The organism is Confluentibacter flavum (genome assembly GCF_002843175.1).
Lineage (GTDB): Bacteria > Bacteroidota > Bacteroidia > Flavobacteriales > Flavobacteriaceae > Confluentibacter > Confluentibacter flavum.
Map to the genome: position 1 here is coordinate 145,498 of NZ_PJEO01000056.1, position 22,929 is coordinate 168,426.

Genomic DNA, 22,929 nt, shown 5'->3' on the forward strand with positions numbered 1-22,929 from the left:
ATGGGTGTTCTTTCTATTTTTATGGATGTTAATTAATAATAGTCATTATGGTTATTATTCATATGGTAATTAAAAACATTTGTAAAAGTATATTTATTTGAAATCCACACAAAAGATTTTATTGCCTTTTAGATTATAAGATGAAATACTCGTTTAAAAACTCGAGAGATTACATTTGGTCGGTAAAATGGAACGCAACAAATTCATGTTTGTTTTTTATGAAAACAAATTAGTCTAAAATATGGAGACTTCTTTAAGCTAAATGTAACAACGCTTCTAAATAATCACGATTGTTTGAGAGTCTAGATATTTTGTGCTGTCCCCCCAATTTATTATTTCGTTTTAACCAATCATAAAACAAATGTTCTCTTGCTACATGTATAATGGGTTTGTTAAGCGTTATATTATTATAACGCTTTGCTTCGTAATCTGAATTTAATGCCTTTAAAGCATTGTCAAATAATTCATTAAAATAATTAATGTCTTCTGGTGGCGTTTTAAATTCTATAAGCCACTCGTGGCCTCCCTTTTCTTTACCTTCCATAAAAATAGGCGCTGCGGTATAATCTATAATTTCAGCATTGGTAAGCTTACAAACCTTTTTTAAAGCCTGTTCGGCATTTTCAATGATCAGTTCTTCGCCAAACACATTAATGTGGCTTCTTGTTCTTCCTGTTATTTTAATTCGATACGGACTTAATGATGTGAATCTAACCGTATCTCCAACTTTATAGCGCCAAAGTCCGGCATTGGTTGTAATGATTATGGCATAATTTTTATTTAATTCCACCTCACTTAGCGGAATGGCTTTTTCTTCACTTAAACCATACAATTCCATCGGGATAAACTCATAGAAAATACCATAATCCAACATCAATAATAATTCATTGGAATTATTTTGATCCTGAATGGCAAAAAATCCTTCTGAAGCATTATAAATCTCATAATATCTAAATCCCTTTTTAGGTAATAGTTTTTTATATTGATTAGCATAAGGTGTAAAGCTTACGCCTCCATGAAAATACACTTCTAAATTTGGCCAAACTTCAGTTAAATTTTGTTTCCCGGTAGTCTCCAAAACGTTGTTAAGCAATACCAACATCCAGGAAGGCACGCCAGCCAAACTGGTGACATTTTCAAGGATGGTTTCATCTACAATAGCTTGCATTTTATGTTCCCAATCGCTCATTAAAGACACCTTGTTGCTTGGTGTGCTGCTAAACTCTGCCCAAAAAGGCATGTTGTCAATTAAAATAGCTGACAAATCACCAAATATGGTCCCGTTTTCTTTATATAATTCCTTGCTTCCTCCTAGTCTTAAACTTTTCCCTGTAAATAACTGGGAATTTTCATTGTTATTTAAGTACATACATAACAAATCCTTGCTGGCTGCATAATGGCAATCTTCCAAAGATTCTGCACTTACTGGAATAAATTTGCTTTTAGATTTTGTGGTGCCGCTGGATTTCGCAAACCATCTTATGGGTGTTGGCCAAAAAATATTGTTTTCACCATTTCGAGTACGCTCAATAATATGTTGGCATCCTTCGTAATTGGTTATTGGTATTCTTTCGGCAAATGTTCTGTAGTTATGAATGGAAGCAAAATCATATTGCTTTCCTAAATAGGTATCCTTAGCAACATCTATTAAATTTAAAAGTAATTCGTTTTGTACTTCATTGGGGTATTTTAAAAACAATTCTATTTGATGAAATCGCTTTTTTAAGAACCAAGAAGCAATAGAATTTACTAAAGGATTCGACATATTTATTTTATCTTTAATTTTTTAAAAATAATACTTTTTTTCATGACTTTTGAAGGTGTTTTAACAAAAATGGAAAGTGAATTTTCACACCCTATACAATATTATTTGGTATTTGAGACTGACTTTTTGAATATGAACCAGTTAATTGATAAAACCATAACCATTCAATTTATTAAATACCAATGCTTAAACTGTGGATTGGACAAATCCATTTACCGACAAGGTTTTTGTAAAAGTTGTTTTTTTGATATTCCACAGGCGGCGGATTGGGTGATACGCCCAGAACTAAGCACTGCTCATCTAAATAAAGAAGACCGGAATTTAGAATATGAAAAGAAAGTACAATTGCAGCCCCACGTTGTGTATTTGGCAAATTCAAGCAATGTAAAAGTGGGCGTAACCAGAAAAAGTCAAGTACCCACGCGTTGGATAGACCAAGGTGCACACGAAGCCATTGAAATTGTTGAAGTTCCAAACAGATATTTAGCAGGTATCACCGAAGTCGCTTTAAAAGATTATGTTAGCGATAAAACCAATTGGCGTAGCATGCTTAAAAACGATATCAAAGATGAAGATTTGGTTGCCTGGAGAGAGCGATTAAAACAATTTATTCCTGACGAAGCCAAAGACTATTTTATTGCAAGCAACTCTGAAACCAATATGGAATTTCCCGTGCATAAATATCCAACAAACCCAAAAAGTTTGAATTTGGAAAAAGAGCAAGCCTTTACAGGAAAACTAGTTGGCATAAAAGGACAGTACCTTATTTTTGAAGATGATACCGTTTTCAATATTCGGGGTAATGAAGGATTGTATGTTGGTATTGCAATAAATTAAAAATCCCATTTACAAGTATCTGTAAATGGGACATATTTTTTAAATTAAAAAACTAAATATCTTCCTGATCTCTAATATTTTGAATGTATTCTGCCTTTTGAATTTCTCGACGTCTTTTTACAGATGGTTTGGTAAAAAATTGTCCTTCCCTTAAATTTTGCATCACTTTAACATTTCGGTGCTTTCGCTTATAGCGTTTTAAAGCCCTTTCAATATTTTCACCTTCTTTAATAATAATTTTTAACATCTATAATTTTTTAATGAATTGATTTGTTTCAGGATTATCCTAAATACGTTTTTAAGATTTTGCTCTTTGATGTATGTCTTAATCTTCTAATGGCTTTTTCTTTTATTTGTCTCACACGTTCGCGTGTTAAACCAAAAGCCTCTCCTATTTCTTGAAGACTCATGGGTTGTTTTTTATTGATTCCGTAATAATGACTTATGACCTCCGATTCTTTATCCGACAATGTCTTTAAAACCCGATTGACTTCAACATTTAAAGAATCATTCATTAAATGAACGTCGGGCATAGGCGATTCGCCAGATTGCACAACATCATACAAATTGGATGTTTCCCCTTCCTTTAAAGGTGCGTCCATGGAAACATGTTTCCCGGAAATCTTCATGGATTGTTTTACATTGCTAACCGTAAAATCTAAACTATTGGCAATTTCTTCAGCACTTGGTGGTCTTTCGTGAGTTTGTTCTAAAAACGAATATGCTTTATTTATTTTATTAATAGACCCTATTTTGTTTAAAGGAAGCCTGACAATTCTAGACTGTTCGGCCAAAGCTTGAAGAATGGCTTGTCTAATCCACCAAACAGCATAAGAAATAAATTTAAAGCCTCTGGTTTCATCAAAACGTTTTGCCGCTTTTACCAAACCTGCATTGCCTTCATTTATTAAATCTGGCAACGCTAATCCTTGATTCTGATATTGTTTTGAAACTGAAACCACAAAGCGCAAGTTAGCCGTGGTGAGTTTATCTAAAGCCTTTTGATCGCCTGCTCGTATTTTTTGAGCCAGTTCTACTTCTTCATCAGAGGTTATTAAAGGAATTCTACTGATATCCTGAAGGTATTTATCAAGCGACTTAGATTCTCTGTTGGTAACTTGTTTTGTAATTTTTAATTGACGCATTTATTTTATAAAAGTTTAAAGTTATACACACTACAACTTAACTTTTTAATTGAAAAAACCTAATAAATACGGCATTTTATTTTAAAAACGTAAACCGTCAATAGAAAGTTTACTTAACTGTATCTTTCTTCTTTGTGCCTAACAACCCGCCCAGAACATTTTTAACGGCGTCCTTTGTTGGATTGGTTTTGGTTGAATCTGTTTTTACAGCAGTGGTATCTGTGCTGGTTTTATTACCACCAATAATGCCTCCCAAAACATCTTTAACCACATTATTTTGTTGCGTTTTAATAGAGTCTGTTTTAGATTTATTGCCACTTATTAAATCTCCCAGCATGTCCTGTACTTTGTCTTTTCCTTGAGTTAATAATTTTTGTTTCTCAATCTCAATAAGTTGCTTGGTTAAATTGGTGACACCGCTTGTTAAATCGGTTTGAACCGTTGGGTTGGTGAGAGTACCGCCAATATTTGCTGTTACGGGAATGGTTATGTTATTGGCTTGTTCATTATCTATTTTACCAATAAGCCTATTTATATCACTTCCTAAATATTTTGCAGGAACATTAAATACGGCACTATAGCCTATGGCTTTATCAAAACCATGTGAACCAGAAACATCAATAATGATATCTTCATACTTTAGTTGAAACGGTTTAACACTCACTTTTCCGTTAGCAAACGCAATGCTGGTTTTAAAATTTTTTAAATCCAATTTATTAAAATCAATAAATGATAATGCGCCTTCAAGTTTGGCCAATAATTCACTTTGATTTGAATTTAACTCTGTACCCAATAATTCTGCCAAAAGATTCCCAGAAACCGTGGTTAAATTTGGTGTGAATTCTTTATCTAAATCTCCAGATAAGCCAATGGTTGTGTTTAATTTTCCTTGTAAAAATTTCGCAATAGGCGCTATATTTTGAAGCAGATCCAATCCTTTAAATGCTTCGGAAATATCAAACCCATTAGCTCCTAAATTAAAGCTAAATGTAGGTGTTTCGTTTTTCGTTGATACATTCCCGTTCACTGCCAATTTTCCATTAAACAAACTAGACGTTAAATCTTTTACGGTTGCCTGTTGATCTTTTATTAAAAGCGTTCCCATAACATCCTTTAAATTCAGATTATCGTACACAACTGTTTTTGCTACCGCATTAATAGTACAATCCAAAAACTGAGGGATTTTTAACGTTTCGGTATTTGTGTTGTTGGTTTCCGCATTGGATTCTGTAGTTTCATCATCAGTAATAAAATCCTTTACCACAAAATTGTTTGAATATAAATCAAAATTACCTTGCAAGGTTTTATCACTCATAATAAATCCTAATAAATTCTGAATGGTTCCTTTGGCACTCAAATCACTTTGCCCCGTTTTTGCATCAAAATTATTAAGAGTTACGGTTGACGGATTAAATGTCATATCCATTTTTGAGATGTTCATTGGCTGATTCATGGCATCGGAAGCAAACACAAAATTGGTGATATTCATATTTCCAGATGCTTTAATGCGATCATAGGCATTGGTTTCAACAGCATCCATATCGAAAGAGGTATTGACATTGGCTTTTAAAATCCCACTTAAAGGCGTGTCTAAATCCAACGGATACGCTTTGGTTAAATTCCCAAGATTTAAAACACCATCAATCACGGCGTTTACAAGCATATTGCCGGTCATATTTTTAAGGGTCATAGACGATTTAAAAACATCATTATCAATTTTAAAATTCAATGCCGTTATATCAACATAGGTATCATCAACGTTACCTGTGGTATTTTTTATGGACGTATTAATAACAATATCTTCCACCTTTTTCGGCAAGTCTGGATACTTAAATGATGCGTTGTTTGAGGTAATATTAATATCTAAAGTCGGAATGGTTTCCTCAGTCACCATGCCTTTTATAATCCCTTTAACTTTAAAATCGCCCGTAGTTTCTACATTTTCAATATTTTTTGAATAGGCTTCTGGAATAACAGCCAAAAAGCTTTTAAAAGACGATTCCGGGTTTTCAAAAGTGATATCCACATCTTGTCCGTCTTCCAAAAGTTGCACATAGCCTTTAAATTCTATGGGCAATTTATTAATGTAACCTGTATTATCCTTAAAGGTATATTTACTATTTGGTAAGTCCATCCCAATTAAGGCATCTAACTTAACAAGATTATTATTTAGGTAATTGGTGCTGTCTATAGTCAGACTTAAATGGGCCTCGGTTTTGGTGTCTAACTCCGATTTATCAGCAGAAAAAATGCCTTTCCCTTCATGATTCAATTCTGTAATTTGAAGGCTTATATCAGATTCTTCACTTAAATACATGATGGCACTGTTATTTACTTTATAATCTTGAATATCAAAAGAGAAATTGCCCGAACTTGTTTCTTCAGCAGGATTTTCATCTTCTTTTGTAATATCGTAATTGTTATTTCCGTATTTATTGGTTTTTAAGGTAAGCAACGCTTCATCTACAGAAATAGAATTGATAACGATGGGTTCTTCATCCGCATTTTTAAACAATTCTTTAACCGACATGGTAAATGATATGTTTTTTGATGTCATAAACGTTTCGTCTTTAAAAGGCTCGAAATTGGTAATTTTCATATCGCTTACACTAACATGTGCCATAGGAAAACTTCTTAAAAAACTTAAACTGACATCATTAAATTCCACATGCGCATTCAAGTTTTGGTTAATAAACTTTTTGACCATATTTTGTATCTGCGATTGAAATAAAAACGGTGCAGCTATCAATAGTATGATGATGGAAAGTAATGTTATGCCCGTAATTTTTAAAGCCTTTTTCATAGTAGGTATTTGTTTTTAAGTTTCGCCAAGAAAAACACATCTAAATAAGATACGTAAAATTGGTGCTAAAAGATGAATTACTATAGTTTTTTATGTTAAGTTTAGTACATGATAAAAATCAAAATATATATAGATGTCAGTCTGAGTCTTTGTCTTCGCTCAAGATAAACTAAAGTCGAAAACATTAGAAATATTGCTTTTAATCGCATTTCGACTGCCCTCAATGTGACACTCTTCAATTTTTGTCATGTACTATGTTAAGTTTAATAAAATACTGTATCCTCAATTTTACAACAACTCAATTTCTTCGTTTACCTGCAATTTAAATCTTTTTCTAAAAATATAAACGCCCAAATACATAAAAGGTGTATCGAAAAGGGCGATTAACCATTTAAACACAACACCACTTATCAATAAGCCGTTAAATTTTCCCCATTCAATAATATCAAAAGAACATAGTAAAAACACAATGGTAAAGGTATCTATAAATTGCGAACAGAACGTCGATCCATTATTGCGTAACCACAAGTGTTTCCCGTTAGTAAGCCGTTTCCAGAAATGGTAAATTTGAATGTCTATAAACTGTGCAAATAAATAGGCCAACATACTGGCGGTTACTGCAATGGCGGTGCTTCCAAAAACCATTTTAAACATACTGTCTGAAACCGGCGACCAACTGGTTGCTGGTGCGGCATCTGACACCAAAACGATGCCCAATGAAAAAAGGGACGCAAAAATACCGGCAACCACCACTTGATTAGCTCGCTTTTTACCATAGATCTCGCTTATTAAATCGGTTATTAAAAAGGTGATCGGATACGGCAGAATACCAACGGAAAGCTCAAAAAGTTTCGTTCCAAAAACCTCAATATCGAAAGGATACCAATAGAAAAATTTCTGGAAAATTAAATTGGAAACCACCAACGAGGTTATAAATAACGCACCCAAAAGCATGTAAATGCGTTGAGCGGCTAGTTTGTCTTTTAAGGTCATATTAAATTGTTAGTATACGGTTTTTTGTCATTTCAAAATACTTCTCGATACAAATTTGTTCCGTTGCACTTCACAATCCCGATAACTATCGCGACACCGAAGTGACATTTAGATATGCTGTTTATTTATAGTTGAATTGTCAGTTCGAGTGCTTCAAAATTTTCTTTGAAGTGTATCGAGAACAATTTGTGAATAAATACGCCTTGTAAATATAAAGGAAACCATTTACTTTTTATTATTTTGCTACTGAACTCATTTTGACTTTTTGTTTTTAACCGAAAATGAGATAAAATTTGTTCAGATGAGTTCAAAACTTATGAAGCTACCAACAACATTTTATATTGCCTTAGGAAGCAATAAAGGCAATAAATTCAAAAACCTACAGGATGCTGTTAACGCCATTCATAAAACCGTTGGGCAAATAAAACACATCTCCAGAGTTTATAAATCGCCCGCATTTGGTTTTGATAGTGACGACTTTTTAAATGCCGTGTTGGTTGTGGAAAGTCTTTTGGTACCAGAAGATTTATTAAAAGACTTATTAGCCATTGAAAAAAGCTTGGGTCGCATAAGAAACAACAAAGGTGTTTATGAAGCACGCCCGATAGATTTGGATATTATTTTTGCTGACGACCAAATAATTGATTCCGAAAACCTGAAAATCCCGCACCCACAATTAGGAAAACGCCGCTTTGTATTGCAACCGCTAAACGAGGTGGACCCCAAAATGAAACATCCCGAAAACGGCAAAGAGATTTCTGAATTGCTTAACGAATGCGACGATAAAACCGTTTTGGAGTTCATTAATATGTGGTTGAAAAACCCAAGTAAAGCTTATAATTTTTCAAAATACAATTACATCGCCATTGAAGGCAATATTGGCGTGGGCAAAACCAGTTTGTCCACCCAAATAGCGCACGATTTTAATGCCAAACTCATTTTGGAACGCTTTGCCGACAATCCGTTTTTAGCCAAGTTTTACGAAGAACCCACACGCTATGCCTTTACCTTGGAAATGAGTTTTTTGGCAGACCGTTACCAACAAATAACAGACGATTTATCACAACTCGATTTATTTAAGGATTTTATTATTAGCGATTATGATGTGTTTAAATCGCTTATCTTCTCAAAAATTACGCTGCAAGAAGATGAGTTTAATTTGTACAGAAAACTGTTTTACCTCATGTACAAAGACTTGCGGAAACCCGATTTATATGTGTTTTTGCACCAAAGCACCGAACGTTTGCAGGAAAACATTAAAAGCCGTGGGAGAAGTTACGAACTAAACATTCAAAACGATTACCTAGAAAAAATAAACGCTGGCTATCTGGAGTTTTTAAAAAGCCAACAAGATTTTAACGTGAAGATTATTGATATTTCCAATAAAGATTTTGTTGAAAATAGAGCGGATTATTTATGGGTTTTGGATGAGATTTGTGGGTGAAAAAATGAGTGAAAAATGAATGGTGAAAAGTTAAAAGTTCATAACATGACTGTTTTTAAATTTTTTCAGTTTTTAAATTTTTTGAGTAATGAAAACAGTAAAGGGAGTAGTGTGATAATGATGAGTCCGATAAAAATGAGCCCATAATTATTCTTTACCCATGCTATCTCACCAATAAAGAATCCGAGTAATAGAAATATTGATATCCATGCAACTGCTCCAAAAATGGTGTTTTTTATGAACAACTGTTTTTCCATTTTAACAACTCCTGCCAAGAATGGAATATAGGTTCTAACTATTGGTAGGAATCGCCCAAAAATAATCGCTCTTTCACCATGCTTGTCATAAAATTCTTGAGCCTTAGGCAAATGTTTGATTAACCAATTTTTTACAAAATAATTATCGCTTTGTTTAAATTTGTCACCGAGCAAATTCCCAATATAATAATTCGCCATATTTCCCAATGTTGCCGCAATCATAAGGGAAATTAGTAATATCCAAACATTTAAATCTGTTGAAGCTGCTACAACTCCCGCTGAAAATAACAAACCATCTCCTGGTAAAAAAGGGAAAACTATAAATCCCGTTTCCAACATAATAATCAAAAAAAGTAATGAATATGCAAATAATATATTTTCTGCCACGAGGGCTAAAAGCGCATCATCCGTATGCACTATTATTTCAATTAATTCATCTAACATGATTTGGAATTTTATTTAAAAAAATTAGGGAATGAAAAATACACTATTAATGGTGTTGTATGGCACACGACGTTATGGCTATAAATCGTTTCAATACTTCCTATTCGCTCTGTACAAGTTAATCATCTCAGCCGATACTGAAACAATTCCAATTGCTATCGGAACAGAAAAGGCAGACGAATGTAGATATTTAAAAAATAAGAATCAAAAAAAACCGTGGGTTTAATCTGTTTGTTAAAATGACATTTTTTTTTAAGGATTTTGTATCTATGACCACAGCTAGGGATATTAATTGAGGACGCAGAAATCCATATTTTAGTTCTAATTATTTATCGATTCCGTGTCAAGCGCGGAATGACAAAATAACTTTATTGGAAAGAAATTCCTTTTTGATTATTACTATAATTAAAAGGTTCAAAATACTCTCCCGTGACTTGACAGTTTACATACACATTGGTACCTATGGCATTGCCAAAAATGCTCGCAACAGCAGAATCTGCCGCATCCCTACCATTGGATATTTTTACCAATCCATTTAGGGGGGCTAATTTTGTAGAATCAAAAATAATCCAATTACCATCTATATACACTTCCATACAGGCATGAAAATCCTGTGGATTTAATTGATAGGCATATCCCGTAAAATATCTTGCTGGAATGGATAATGCCCTGCACAACGCCATACCTAAATGGGCAAAATCACGACAAACCCCTACCCGTTCTGTAATGGTATTTATGGCAGAGGTTTGCGAATTGGTGCTACCAAGGGTGTATTCAATATTGGCATGAATCCAATCTGTTATTGCCACAACTGTTTCGTAAACCGAGCCATAATTCCCAAATTCTTTAAAAGAAAACTTCATTAGTTGATCGGACTGGCAATATCTACTTGGGTAAAGAAAGGACGCAATATAACTATCCAATTCTACTACGGGTACTGTTTTAGCCGAATTGCTTTCATCAATGATGGTATAATTCATCTCCACAACCGCAGAATATGTTAATGTAAAATTAGTTGGTTGTTGTACTTTAAGTCGAATAAATCTAGAATTGCCATCGTGTGAGGTATATTGCTCAAAATTCATTTGCGGCTCAATTTCAAGCTTTTCCTCCAAAACCCGTTGGTTATTTGTGTTTAATGCTTGAATATTAAAAATGAATGTTGTGGGTCCGTTTACAACATACGAAAGTGAACTGTTTACATTGAATGTCATATCAACTTTTATTTATTATTTTACTGACGGAATCTTTCATCCAATCTTCTGGAAGTTCATTCAATACCTGTTTTAATTTGGTGTCCCATAATTGGGACATCTCTTTCATATCGCCTGAGGTATATCTATTTTCACTCATATGATAGGTATCTTTTTCATAGATTACCACATCAATAGGAAATCCCACATCATTAGAACTTAATCTTGTAGAATCAAAGGAAAGGAAACCTGCCTTTAATGCTTGTTTCACTGTAAAATCACTATTTAACACTCTATTTAACAATGTTTTACCATACCCCGAATTTCCAATGATTACAAATGGTGAATCATCGTTCACTTCCACCCAGTTTCCTTGGGAATAGATTAAAAACAATTTATGCTCTTCATCATTTTCTAACTGGCCTCCAATAATGGTATTGAGATTAAATTTAAGACCTGCTTTTTCAAGTGCTTGTTCATCTTCTGCAGCGACCCGTTTTACTTGTTCGCCAAAGGCATTCACTGCTTTATACATTTTATTGTGATTTATGGTGCCTTCATGAAACAGTTCTTCAAAATACAAAACAGCTTTATCCCGAACGGATCTCAATCCACTTGTCATTATAAACAAAGAATGTTTTTCTCTTTGTTGGACATATATCTTTTTTTTAGTGGATTTGTTTGTTCCAGAAGTTATTCTTGTGTCTGCAATGGCAACCAATCCTTCTTTGGTTTTAATACCTAGGCAATACGTCATAGCATTGAATTTTCTTTATAGATTTATCTTGCGCTAAATATATATTATTAGGCTTGGCAAGAATTATACAATTCTCAAAAAATATAACATGATTCATGGTAAGAAAATATAACATATTAGGATGGAGTTCCATAAAAATTACTCTTGTATAATTTAAAATGTGATTCAGAAAAGGCAAAAAAATCTATTAATAATGGAAAGTGAAATGTGGATTCCGTGTCAAGCGGGGAATGACAAAACAAGAAGCTTTTAACTTGTACTTTCAACTTCGAACACAACCAAAGGTTAAGCAACGTTATATTTTTTTAAATTAAAAATCAAATTCAATAATATATAACGAACTACAATTCAAGTATTTAGTATGGTTTTTTTTAATATCTTAGAAACCACTAACTAAACCAACCAACATGCAAAAATTGAATCAGATATTTTGCCAGCCATATTTATACATTATTATAGCTTTAATTGGCATTTCACTAAAATTTTACAAGCTCGACCAGCAATTTTTTTGGGACGACGAAATTGCTACGATTCTCCATACATCTGGCATCACAATGCATGAATATGGAAGTAATATTCCTGTAAACAAAATAATTAATAAAACATATTTTGATGATATTTTGCGCTTAAATGACAGGAACCTTAGTTTTTCTGATCAATTTATTGGGCTTTTAAAAATGCCTCAGTTAACACCCGGACATTATTACTATTTTATTTTTTTAACACGGATGCTTGGCGACAATTACATGGTGTACCGTGGCTTTTCTGTTTTTCTCTTTTTAATATCCATATTGTTTCTCTTTTTACTAACTAAAAAGATATTTAAGTCTAACACAACCGCATGGATTGCAACCAGTATTTATAGTGTATCTCCCTTTTTCCAAATATATGCTCAAGAAGCTAGGTATTATATTTTATGGTCGGCTGCCCTTTTCATCATGCATTACGTGTTTTTATTAGCTATAGAAAAACAAAGAATAAAATGGTGGATTTTGTATGCTGCCGTTGGGTTTTTTGCGGTTCATACTACCATTTTATTTTATATAACTCTTCTTGCCCATTTTATATATATAATCATTTGTTATCGAGACAAATGGAAACCTGTAGTTTTAAGTCAGTTTGCCATATTTTTATCGAGCCTCCCATGGCTTATTTATGCCTTTATGAGTCGTAACCAAATTATGAATAGTTTAGAATGGCATAAAATACCTGTAGGTTCAGGGGTTAATTTTTTGGAACTATTACACACTCAGTTTAACAGCTTTAATGAAATTTTGGTATATTTTGAAAAACTTCCAATAAATGAAACATTTTATAACATAGGTATTTGGTTTTATGGTTTGGCTTTGTTGGGAGGCATTATTTTGTTTTTCTTTAAGGCAGAACATAAACTAAAATGGTTTGTAGGCTTAATTACTTTTTTAGGTGTAATAATCCTTATTATTTTAGATTTAATAAGATCTTCAGGTAGTTCTTACCTTAGCCGATACCTCCTAATTAACTTTGTTGGAATGATTATACTAATAAGTTTTGTGTTCCATAAAATAATGGAGAAAAGACCTGTATTGTTCGGTGTCCTTTTTCTTTTGATAATTAGTGTAGAAATTATATCCTCTTTGGGTTTTGCTAATAATCTCTCCGATGGAAATAGAGCTGATTCTCTATACCATGTAAAAGACGCCAAAGAAAAATTTTATGGAAATGAGCATATTCTTATAATCTCTGATTTTAACGTGCTTAATTCAAGAAGTCCTACAACATTTATGTCCCTGATGCATGCGAGCAAAAACAATAATATAGATGTTATTTATGCCACACCAGATTATCCGAATTTTAATGAGAATTTTCCGCTTGAAACCTATGATAAAGTTTATGCCATGTACGTATCAGATGCTTTACTAAAACAATTAAAAAACAATTTCACAAAAGATGAACTTATATTAAAAGAAGAAAGAATAATGTATGGGTTTGATGTTTCTGTCTATGAAATAAAAAATGAATAAATTAAACTTCCTTCACTATTCACTTTTAACTATTCATTTTTAACTTTTAACTTACTAAACAAGTCCCAAATAACCACCCCGGCACTCACCGAAATATTCAAGGAATGCTTGGTGCCATATTGCGGAATTTCAATCACCAAATCGCTAGCATTAACAACCTCTTGGGCAACCCCTTTAACTTCATTACCAAAAACCAAGGCGTATGTTGTTTGTTGTTGAGGCGTAAATTCGTTTAGCATGGTGGCGTTTTCTGCTTGTTCAATAGCACAGATTTTTACGCCTTCAGCTTTTAATTTGTCCAATAATGTTTTTGTGTTTTCAACATATTCCCAAGCAACGGTTTCGGTACTTCCCAAGGCTGTTTTATGAATATCTTTATGTGGTGGTTTAGCGGTTATGCCGCAGAGATAAATTTTTTCAATTAAAAAAGCATCGCTGGTCCTGAATACCGAACCAATATTGTTTAAGCTTCTTATATTATCGAGAATAATAATGAGTGGTGTTTTAATAACCTGTTTAAAGTCGTTTACACTCAATCGATCTAATTCGCTGTTTTTTAGTTTTCGCATATTATTTTCATTTTCCGTCATCGCGAGTATAGCGAAGCAATCTGTTTGTTTTTTATTCTATCTTAAAAAAGATTACTTCTGTCTTGCCTCCCTCATAATGATAAGTAATTTTATTGTGCCTTTAAATCAATACATTGTTAATAATTGTAGATAACTTCTATTATTTCCATTTCAAAAAAAATCAAAATAATGTTACATTAGCAATCTTACATTATTCGCAAAAATAACACTTAAAAACCACTTGACCATTGGCTAAAACCGTAAAAAAAGAAACGCCTTTAATGAAACAATACAATGCTATTAAAGCAAAGTATCCGGATGCTTTACTATTGTTTCGTGTGGGTGATTTTTACGAAACCTTTGGTGAAGATGCTATAAAAACGGCTGGGATTTTAGGTATTATTTTAACCAAGCGTGGTGCTGGTAGCGATAGTGAAATTGAATTGGCCGGTTTTCCGCACCACTCCATAAACAACTATTTACCGAAACTTGTAAGAGCTGGAGAACGTGTTGCTATTTGCGATCAACTAGAAGATCCGAAACTGACAAAAGATATCGTAAAACGTGGTGTGACCGAGTTGGTAACGCCTGGTGTTGCTTTAAATGACGAAGTCTTAATATCAAAATCCAATAATTTTTTATGTTCGGTTTATTTTGATAAGAATTATATAGGCGTGTCTTTTTTAGATATTTCTACGGGTGAGTTTTTAACCTCGCAAGGAAACGCTGAATATATTGATAAACTGTTGCAAAATTTCAGTCCCAGTGAAGTCTTAGTTTCTAAACAAAAACGAACGCTTTTTAACGACACGTTTGGGAAAAATTTCCATACATTTTATATGGAAGATTGGGTATATCAAACCGATTATGCCTATGAAACGCTTATAAAACATTTCAACACAAAAACGCTTAAAGGTTTTGGCATTGAGGATTTGTATGAAGGCATTATTGCATCGGGCTCTATTCTTCATTATTTATCGGAAACACAACATCATAAACTTCAACATATTGCTTCCATTTCTAGAATTGCGGAAGACGATTATGTTTGGATGGATAAATTTACCATCAGGAATTTAGAGCTTTACAATTCTACAAACAACAATGCGGTCACGCTTTTAAGTGTGATTGATAAAACCATTTCGCCTATGGGCGGACGCATGTTAAAGCGTTGGTTGGCGTTACCTTTAAAAAACCTTGATAAAATTAAGCAACGCCACGATGTTGTTGGTTTTTTTATGAATGAACATGCCATTCTTCAAAAAATCCAAAATCATATCAAGCATATTGGTGATTTAGAACGGTTGATTTCCAAAGTGGCTACGGCTAAGGTAAATCCGCGAGAAGTCATTCAGCTTAAAAATTCTTTGGAAGCTATTGTTCCCATTAAAGCGTTATCTGCCAATTGCCATAATGAATCGCTTAAAATTATTGGCGACACGCTACAAAGTTGTGATGTACTTCGAGCGAAAATTAAAGAGATGCTTAATGAAGATGCGCCCGTGAATGTTTTAAAAGGACATACCATTGCTGCTGGATTTTCTTCTGATTTGGATGAGTTACGTGGTTTATCAAAATCGGGGAAAGACTATTTAAACAAAATGCTTCAGCGCGAAAGTGAACGCACGGGTATTACATCACTTAAAATTGACTCCAACAATGTTTTTGGATATTATATTGAAGTCAGAAATACGCATAAAGACAAAGTGCCTGCCGACTGGATTCGGAAACAAACCCTGGTAAGTGCCGAACGCTACATAACCGAAGAACTTAAAGAATACGAAGCAAAAATTTTAGGTGCCGAAGATAGAATTCTAGCCATAGAGCAGCAATTATTTTCAGAACTTGTGATGTGGCTCAATCAGTATATAAAACCCATACAACAAAATGCGTATTTAATTGGACAACTAGATTGTTTGTGTGGGTTTGCGCAATTGGCAAAATACAATACATATGTGCGCCCAACAATTGATGACTCTTTCGATTTAGATATTAAAGATGGCCGCCATCCTGTTATTGAAAAACAACTTCCCATTGGTGAACCTTATATATCCAACAATGTTTTTTTAAATAGAAGCACCCAACAAATCATCATGATTACGGGTCCTAATATGTCTGGGAAATCGGCTATTTTACGTCAAACCGCCCTTATTGTTTTGTTGGCTCAAATGGGAAGTTTTGTACCTGCTGAATCGGCAAGGATTGGTTTGGTAGATAAAATTTTCACCAGAGTTGGCGCCAGTGATAATATTTCGATGGGAGAATCGACCTTTATGGTAGAGATGAATGAAACAGCCTCTATTTTAAATAATATTTCCGATAGAAGTTTGGTATTGCTCGATGAAATTGGCCGTGGCACCAGTACCTATGATGGTATTTCGATTGCGTGGGCTATTAGCGAGTATTTACACGAGCATCCATCAAAACCCAAAACGCTGTTTGCAACGCATTACCATGAATTAAATGAAATGACCGAAACGTTTGGTCGCATTAAAAACTTCAACGTTTCCGTAAAAGAATTAAAGGACAATGTGCTATTTTTAAGAAAATTGGTTGAAGGGGGTAGCGAACATAGTTTTGGTATTCATGTCGCTAAAATGGCTGGGATGCCGCAACAAGTTTTGCATCGTGCCAATCAGGTTTTAAAGAAATTAGAGAAATCGCACTCCAGCGAAGCGCTCACAGATAAGGTAAAGTCCTTAAATAATGAGATGCAATTAAGCTTTTTCAATCTAGACGACCCGCTACTTGAAAATATTAAAGAAGAAATATTACATATTGATATTGACACACTTACACCTGTGGAGGCACTTATGAAATTGAATGAAATTAAACGCATGCTGGTAAAGAAAAAAAGGGCTTAGAAATAAAAAATATTATTTTAATAAAAAGCCTTTGGTTTTAGTATAAAAATTTTAAATTTGCATCCGCAATCGAAAGATTGTATACGTTCATAACATATACGCGAAAATAGCTCAGTTGGTAGAGCGCCACCTTGCCAAGGTGGAGGTCGCGGGTTCGAATCCCGTTTTTCGCTCTGAAATTTATAAAAATACCATGCTGAAGTGGTGGAATTGGTAGACACGTTGGACTTAAAATCCAATGGCCATTAGGCTGTACGGGTTCAAGTCCCGTCTTCAGTACTAAAGCCTTTACAAGAAATTGTAGAGGCTTTTTTTATTGTCTTTATTTAAAGAATTTAGTTGAGCAAATATCTATTATAGATTTTTAAAGTTTTCTCTGCCATAGCTTTGGATGTGAAATTTTCACGTGCATAATCCCTCCCCATGTTGGCTGTTTTAGCAATTAATCCTGGCGAATCAATTAAATTTGATAAAAGCGTAAAAAGTTCAAAATGATTTTCATTAGAAAAAATAAAGCCAGTAATGTTATTTTCAATTTGCTCCGCTGCTCCCGACACATCACTTCTTATCACACAACACCCTGAAAGCATGGCCTCTATAATACACAAGGGGAATGCTTCCCTTCTTGATGGCAAAATGAATACATCAATCATGTCATATATAGGTTTTGGGTCTTGAAAAGCCATTCTAGACACTATTCCTTCTAAATTATATGAATGTATCAACTCGCTTAGCCATGTTTCATCTTCCTCACTTGCATCTCCAAGAATAATTAAGTGGATATTCGTTTTCTTAACGTCATCCAGTAAACTAATAGCTTTTAATAAAATATCATGCCCTTTTCTGTGCTGTATAGTCCCCACAATACCTAAAACAATTTTATTTTTAGGAACCCCAAAATTGTGTTTGAGACTATTCACTTCAATCAATGAAGCTAGCTCATAAAATCTTTGCGACACGCCATTATGCACTATACTAATTTCATCCGTTGTGTAATTATATTTCTCCACACTTTCTGAGTAAATTTCTTGACTCAATGCTATTTCGTGATTTGCTTTTTGATTAAAAAAAAGCAATTTTAGGTTTGATTGATGTGTCGTTTTTATAAACTTAAAGCCTAATATTTTGGGAATAAACGATAATACGGGAGTATGAACATGAATAACATCAATGTGATATTTTAAAATTTGTTTTCTTGTTTTGATAACTGAAATTATATACTGCCTAATTACTTTGAAAATATTTTCATAGATTATTGGATATGGTAATATTACAATAACAGCGCCTAACCTTTCTAAATTTTGCTGTAAATCCAAATTAATTTGTTTATCCGGAAATTCCGGTCCTGAAGTAAAAATATAGACTTTGTGTCTTTTTTTAATTAACTCCATTGTCAAATCTATTATATGTGTTGTTACTCCACTTAAATAAAGTATTCTAGAAAATATGGCTATATTCATACCTGTGGTTTTAACCCTGATGGGAATCACTCTTAAATTTTTATGGATAGTTATTTAATAATGTAGTAATCTACTTTTTAAATGCTTCGAAATAGACCCCATTTGAATTATAATATACCTCATTTGAATTATAAATTCATTAGTCACCATTTTTTCAAAGGAGTTGATTTTATGTTTCAATTAAATTATTACTAAATCGTTTTTAGTTCTAAAAAAGTTAACTTTTCAATAATATTAACCTGCAAGAATAGATTTTCGCAGGCATTGTTGGGGCCATGGTAGCGCAAAGTAAAGGTGCAAACCTGATTTTATTACCTTCAGATATTGAAGCGTTTATACATCCAGAATAAATAATACTTAAAAAAAAATCAAATTTTCTTGCAAAATTAGAAATTATAGTTATTTTTGCGTACCAGAACAGAACAGAACGGATTAATGAATTTAAATATAAATTTCAATAGCGATATTCCAAAGTATCAGCAGTTAGTAAACGCCATCAATGATGCGCTTTCTAACAATACGCTGACTAGTGGAGATGCTTTACCTTCTGTTAATAGTATATGTAACAACCATAATCTGTCAAGAGACACGGTTTTTAAGGCTTATACCATTTTAAAGGAAAATAGCGTTATAGAGTCTGTCCCAAACAAAGGTTATTATGTTGCCAACGACACTCGAAAAGTACTTTTGGTATTAGATACTTTTAAAGCTTATAAAGAAGTTTTGTACCATTCTTTTGTAAATAATTTACCTAAGAATGTTATAGTAGATGTGCAGTTTCATCATTACAACATCAACAACTTTAAAACCATTTTATATAATGGTAAGGGTAAATATTATAAATTTGTAGTTATGAGTTTTAATCATAAAGATGTACCCATGGTATTATCTGAATTTGATAACGAAAAACTCCTGTTAATAGATTGGAATGTTCATTCAAATGAAACTAAAAATTTTGTGTTTCAAGATTTCGGAAAATCCTTTTATGAGGCTTTAAAAGAAGCCATGACGCCTTTTAAAAAATATAAGAAACTCGTTTTTGTTTATCCTTCATTTACAAACCATCCAACAGAATCGCTTACTTATTTTAAAATGTTTTGTGAAACCTATAATTTTAAATATAAAATCATTACAAACACAAACGAATTTAGCGTAACAAAAGGCGAAGCTTATATTAGTGTGAGTGATAGAGTTTTAGGAATGTTTTTAGAACAATGTAGAGCCAAAGAATTCGAACCAGGAACAGACGTAGGTTTTTTATCTTATAATGAAACACCCATGAAACAATTTATATACAAAGGCATTTCTGTTATTTCAACCGATTTTCAAGAATTAGGTGCTAAAGCAGCATCATTTATAAAACAAGATAAACCAGTACAAAGTTATATACCAACAACATTAATATTAAGAGAATCATTATAAATTATGTATTATTTAGGATTAGACATAGGAAGTTCTTCCATTAAAGCAGCTATCGTTGAAATAGCTACAGGAAAAAGTATAGGTGTGGTTCAAGAACCAGAACAAGAAATGGGCATGTTTGCTCAAAAAAATGGCTGGGCAGAACAAAAACCTGAAGATTGGTGGGTGCATATATGTAATGCCATTACCCGTTTAAAAAAACAATATAATATCTCAAGAACCCAAATAAAAGGTGTTGGTATTTCTTATCAAATGCATGGTTTGGTCATTGTTGATAAAGAAGGCAAACCACTCCGTAAAAGTATTATTTGGTGCGATAGTAGAGCGGTAGAAACTGGCAACAAAGCTTTTGAAGATATAGGTGAAGACACATGTTCGTCGCAATTACTTAACTCGCCAGCAAACTTTACGGCATCTAAATTAAAATGGGTAAAGGATAATGAACCCGAACTGTACAAGAAAATTTACAAGTTTATGCTTCCGGGCGATTATATAGCTTACAAGTTTTCGAACGTTATAAACACGACTATTTCTGGACTTTCAGAAGGTATTTTTTGGGATTTTAAAAACAATTCCGTTGCCGATTTTCTTTTAGAATATTATGGTATAGATAAATCATTAGTACCAGATATTGTGGACACATTTGGCTTACAATCTGTTGTGAATGAAAAAGGGGAATCCGAAAGTGGTATTGCAGCAGGTACGCCTATTTATTACAGAGCAGGCGATCAACCAAACAATGCTTTATCCTTAAACGTATTTAATCCTGGTGAAGTGGCAGCAACAGGAGGAACTTCTGGTGTTGTTTACGCAGTAACCGATAGCTTATCTGTTAAAGAAAGTGCACGTGTTAACAATTTTGCACACGTTAACTATAAAAAAGATGAAGCGTCTAGAATTGGCAAATTATTATGTATCAACGGTGCCGGTATTCAATACAGATGGTTGCTAAATAATCTGGATGTAGATTCTTATGAAGAAATGAATAACTTGGCATCCAATATTCAAGTAGGGTCTGATGGTGTTTGTTTAATACCATTTGGAAATGGTGCTGAACGGATGCTTAACAATAAGGAAATAGGTACTAGAATAGTTAACATAAACTTAAATAATCATCATAAAGGGCATATATGTAGAGCGGCTTTAGAAGGCATTGCGTTTTCATTTGTATATGGCATGGAAATCTTAAAATCTGATGGCATAGAAGCTAAAGTTATTAGAGCTGGTAATGATAATTTATTCCGTTCAGATATCTTTGCAAATACAGTAGCAACATTAATTGAGCAAGAAATAGAAATATACAATACAACAGGCGCTATAGGAGCTGCACGTGCAGCAGACTTACATAAAGGTGATTTTGAAAGCTTTGGAAAGGCTATTATTGATAACGATCATGTGATGACTTTTATGCCATTTAAAGATAAAAAACCGTATCTTGAAGCCTACCAAAATTGGAAAAACGAATTAGAAATCATATTAAACAACAAATAAACATTAATTAAATTATAATTACAATGGCAATTATAGGAAACAAAGAATACTACAAAGGTATTGGAGACATCAAGTTTGAAGGAAAAGAATCAGACAACCCATTAGCGTTTAAATACTACAACCCAGATCAAGTGGTTGCAGGTAAAACCATGCGTGATCATTTTAAATTTTCAGTAGCATACTGGCATACATTCTGTGGAACAGGTGCAGATCCATTCGGCCCTGGAACACAAAATTTTGAATGGGACAAATCTTCTGACGCTGTACAAGCAGCAAAAGACAAAGCAGATGCTGCGTTTGAATTTACAACTAAAATGGGATTTGGATACTACTGTTTCCATGATTTCGATTTAATTAGAGAAGGCGCCACTTTTGCTGAATCTGAATCTAGATTAGCAACTATTACTGAGTATCTAAAAGAAAAACAAGCAGCTTCGGGAGTAAAATTACTTTGGGGTACTGCTAACTGTTTCTCTAACCCCCGTTACATGAACGGCGCATCTACCAATCCAGATTTTAATGTGGTTGCTAGAGCTGGAGGACAAATAAAGTTGGCTCTTGATGCTACTATAGCATTAAATGGAGAAAACTACGTGTTCTGGGGAGGTCGTGAAGGTTATATGACGCTTCTAAATACAGATATGGGACGTGAATTAGACCATATGGGACAGTTTTTAGCTATGTGTAGAGACTATGCGCGTTCGAAAGGATTTAAAGGAAATTTCTTTATCGAACCGAAGCCTATGGAACCATCTAAACACCAATACGATTTTGATAGTGCTACTGCTATCGGTTTCTTAAAGGAATATGGCTTGGATAAAGATTTCAAAATAAATATTGAAGTTAACCATGCTACTTTAGCGCAACACACTTTCCAACACGAATTGGAAGTAGCTGCAAAAGCAGGTATGTTAGGAAGTTTAGATGCTAACAGAGGTGATTACCAAAATGGTTGGGATACCGATCAATTCCCAAATAACATTCAAGAAACAACCGAAGCCATGTTGGTTTTCCTTAAAGCTGGAGGTTTACAAGGCGGTGGCGTTAACTTTGACGCTAAGATCAGAAGAAACTCTACCGATTTAGATGATGTATTTCATGCCCATATTGGTGGTGCAGATACCTTTGCAAGAGCGTTGTTGATTGCAGATAAAATCCTTACATCTTCTCCTTACGAAAAACTTAGAAAAGAGCGTTATGCTTCTTTTGATTCTGGTAAAGGAAAAGATTTTGAAAATGGCAAATTGAGTTTACATGATTTATACAAAATAGCTCAAGAAAATGGTGAACTATCTTTAAAAAGTGGTAAACAAGAGTTGTTTGAGAATATTATAAATCAATATATATAATCAATAATTGATTCCGTTGATTAAAAAAAGAGAAGCTTTTAGCTTCTCTTTTTTTGTTTATTTAAATTTCAGTTTCTGTCAAAAACGACTGTATAACAACCAATAAGATACATTTGGTGCCCTAGTGAATCAATAA

At 33.5% G+C, this 22,929-nt stretch carries 18 protein-coding genes and 2 tRNA genes; 10 read left to right on the forward strand and 10 right to left on the reverse strand.

What is annotated here, in order from left to right:
- Nucleotides 1–253: 253 nt before the first annotated feature.
- Nucleotides 254–1,765, reverse strand: a complete 1,512-nt coding sequence (locus tag CSW08_RS16960; protein WP_106661111.1) for a GH3 auxin-responsive promoter family protein — start codon at nt 1,763–1,765, stop codon at nt 254–256.
- 42 nt (nt 1,766–1,807) lie between these two features.
- Between CSW08_RS16960 and CSW08_RS16965 the strand changes: the two genes are divergently transcribed.
- A complete protein-coding gene (locus CSW08_RS16965; protein ID WP_106661112.1) occupies nt 1,808–2,602 on the forward strand; it encodes a DUF2797 domain-containing protein in 795 nt (264 codons plus the stop codon).
- A 52-nt stretch (nt 2,603–2,654) separates the two neighbouring features.
- On the opposite strand, the gene rpsU is transcribed toward CSW08_RS16965, so the two are convergent.
- The 4 genes from rpsU to CSW08_RS16985 form a co-directional block, all read right to left on the reverse strand.
- Nucleotides 2,655–2,849, reverse strand: coding sequence for a 30S ribosomal protein S21 (gene rpsU, locus CSW08_RS16970; RefSeq protein ID WP_106661113.1), 195 nt, complete (start codon nt 2,847–2,849; stop codon nt 2,655–2,657).
- A 34-nt stretch (nt 2,850–2,883) separates the two neighbouring features.
- Nucleotides 2,884–3,747: a sigma-70 family RNA polymerase sigma factor gene (locus tag CSW08_RS16975; protein ID WP_106661114.1), complete on the reverse strand. Its 864-nt coding sequence runs from the start codon at nt 3,745–3,747 to the stop codon at nt 2,884–2,886.
- A 109-nt stretch (nt 3,748–3,856) separates the two neighbouring features.
- Nucleotides 3,857–6,550: an AsmA family protein gene (locus tag CSW08_RS16980; RefSeq protein ID WP_106661115.1), complete on the reverse strand. Its 2,694-nt coding sequence runs from the start codon at nt 6,548–6,550 to the stop codon at nt 3,857–3,859.
- A 288-nt stretch (nt 6,551–6,838) separates the two neighbouring features.
- On the reverse strand, nt 6,839–7,543 hold the full coding sequence (locus tag CSW08_RS16985) for a queuosine precursor transporter (RefSeq protein WP_106661116.1): 705 nt from the start codon (nt 7,541–7,543) through the stop codon (nt 6,839–6,841).
- 301 nt (nt 7,544–7,844) lie between these two features.
- Here CSW08_RS16985 and folK point away from each other — a divergent pair, with 301 nt between their 5' ends.
- Complete coding sequence (gene folK / locus CSW08_RS16990) at nt 7,845–8,987, forward strand: 2-amino-4-hydroxy-6-hydroxymethyldihydropteridine diphosphokinase (protein WP_238987302.1); 1,143 nt, start codon at nt 7,845–7,847, stop codon at nt 8,985–8,987.
- Between the two features lie 65 nt (nt 8,988–9,052).
- On the opposite strand, the gene CSW08_RS16995 is transcribed toward folK, so the two are convergent.
- The gene (locus CSW08_RS16995) at nt 9,053–9,688 is read right to left on the reverse strand and encodes a VTT domain-containing protein (RefSeq protein ID WP_106661117.1); all 636 of its coding nucleotides are present in this window, start codon (nt 9,686–9,688) and stop codon (nt 9,053–9,055) included.
- 31 nt (nt 9,689–9,719) lie between these two features.
- On the opposite strand from CSW08_RS16995, the gene CSW08_RS17000 reads away from it, so the two are divergent.
- Nucleotides 9,720–9,914: a hypothetical protein gene (locus CSW08_RS17000; RefSeq protein ID WP_106661118.1), complete on the forward strand. Its 195-nt coding sequence runs from the start codon at nt 9,720–9,722 to the stop codon at nt 9,912–9,914.
- Between the two features lie 142 nt (nt 9,915–10,056).
- Here the strand turns inward: CSW08_RS17000 and CSW08_RS17005 are convergent, their stop codons facing one another.
- Together CSW08_RS17005 and CSW08_RS17010 are read right to left on the reverse strand one after the other, a co-directional pair.
- Nucleotides 10,057–10,902, reverse strand: a complete 846-nt coding sequence (locus CSW08_RS17005; RefSeq protein ID WP_106661119.1) for a transglutaminase-like domain-containing protein — start codon at nt 10,900–10,902, stop codon at nt 10,057–10,059.
- Nucleotide 10,903: 1 nt separating this feature from the next.
- Complete coding sequence (locus tag CSW08_RS17010; protein WP_106661120.1) at nt 10,904–11,638, reverse strand: peptidase; 735 nt, start codon at nt 11,636–11,638, stop codon at nt 10,904–10,906.
- Between the two features lie 407 nt (nt 11,639–12,045).
- On the opposite strand from CSW08_RS17010, the gene CSW08_RS17015 reads away from it, so the two are divergent.
- Complete coding sequence (locus CSW08_RS17015) at nt 12,046–13,641, forward strand: glycosyltransferase family 39 protein (RefSeq protein ID WP_106661121.1); 1,596 nt, start codon at nt 12,046–12,048, stop codon at nt 13,639–13,641.
- Nucleotides 13,642–13,670: 29 nt separating this feature from the next.
- Here CSW08_RS17015 and CSW08_RS17020 read toward each other — a convergent pair whose 3' ends face one another.
- On the reverse strand, nt 13,671–14,210 hold the full coding sequence (locus CSW08_RS17020; protein ID WP_106661232.1) for an RNA methyltransferase: 540 nt from the start codon (nt 14,208–14,210) through the stop codon (nt 13,671–13,673).
- A gap of 248 nt (nt 14,211–14,458) precedes the next feature.
- Here CSW08_RS17020 and mutS point away from each other — a divergent pair, with 248 nt between their 5' ends.
- The 3 genes from mutS to CSW08_RS17035 all read left to right on the forward strand — a co-directional run bounded on the left by mutS (nt 14,459) and on the right by CSW08_RS17035 (nt 17,350).
- On the forward strand, nt 14,459–17,071 hold the full coding sequence (gene mutS / locus CSW08_RS17025; RefSeq protein ID WP_106661122.1) for a DNA mismatch repair protein MutS: 2,613 nt from the start codon (nt 14,459–14,461) through the stop codon (nt 17,069–17,071).
- 100 nt (nt 17,072–17,171) lie between these two features.
- A tRNA-Gly gene (locus CSW08_RS17030) sits at nt 17,172–17,244 on the forward strand.
- Between the two features lie 22 nt (nt 17,245–17,266).
- Nucleotides 17,267–17,350 (forward strand) — tRNA-Leu (locus CSW08_RS17035).
- Nucleotides 17,351–17,406: 56 nt separating this feature from the next.
- On the opposite strand, the gene CSW08_RS17040 is transcribed toward CSW08_RS17035, so the two are convergent.
- Complete coding sequence (locus tag CSW08_RS17040) at nt 17,407–18,531, reverse strand: glycosyltransferase family 4 protein (RefSeq protein WP_106661123.1); 1,125 nt, start codon at nt 18,529–18,531, stop codon at nt 17,407–17,409.
- A gap of 435 nt (nt 18,532–18,966) precedes the next feature.
- Here CSW08_RS17040 and CSW08_RS17045 point away from each other — a divergent pair, with 435 nt between their 5' ends.
- From CSW08_RS17045 to xylA, 3 genes are read left to right on the forward strand one after another with little or no spacing between them, the layout of a single operon-like run.
- Nucleotides 18,967–19,953 (forward strand): GntR family transcriptional regulator, encoded by a 987-nt coding sequence (locus CSW08_RS17045; protein WP_106661124.1) that lies wholly within the window; start codon nt 18,967–18,969, stop codon nt 19,951–19,953.
- 3 nt (nt 19,954–19,956) lie between these two features.
- Complete coding sequence (locus tag CSW08_RS17050) at nt 19,957–21,444, forward strand: xylulokinase (RefSeq protein ID WP_106661125.1); 1,488 nt, start codon at nt 19,957–19,959, stop codon at nt 21,442–21,444.
- Between the two features lie 23 nt (nt 21,445–21,467).
- Nucleotides 21,468–22,793 (forward strand): xylose isomerase, encoded by a 1,326-nt coding sequence (gene xylA, locus CSW08_RS17055; RefSeq protein ID WP_106661126.1) that lies wholly within the window; start codon nt 21,468–21,470, stop codon nt 22,791–22,793.
- Nucleotides 22,794–22,929 lie beyond the last annotated feature (136 nt).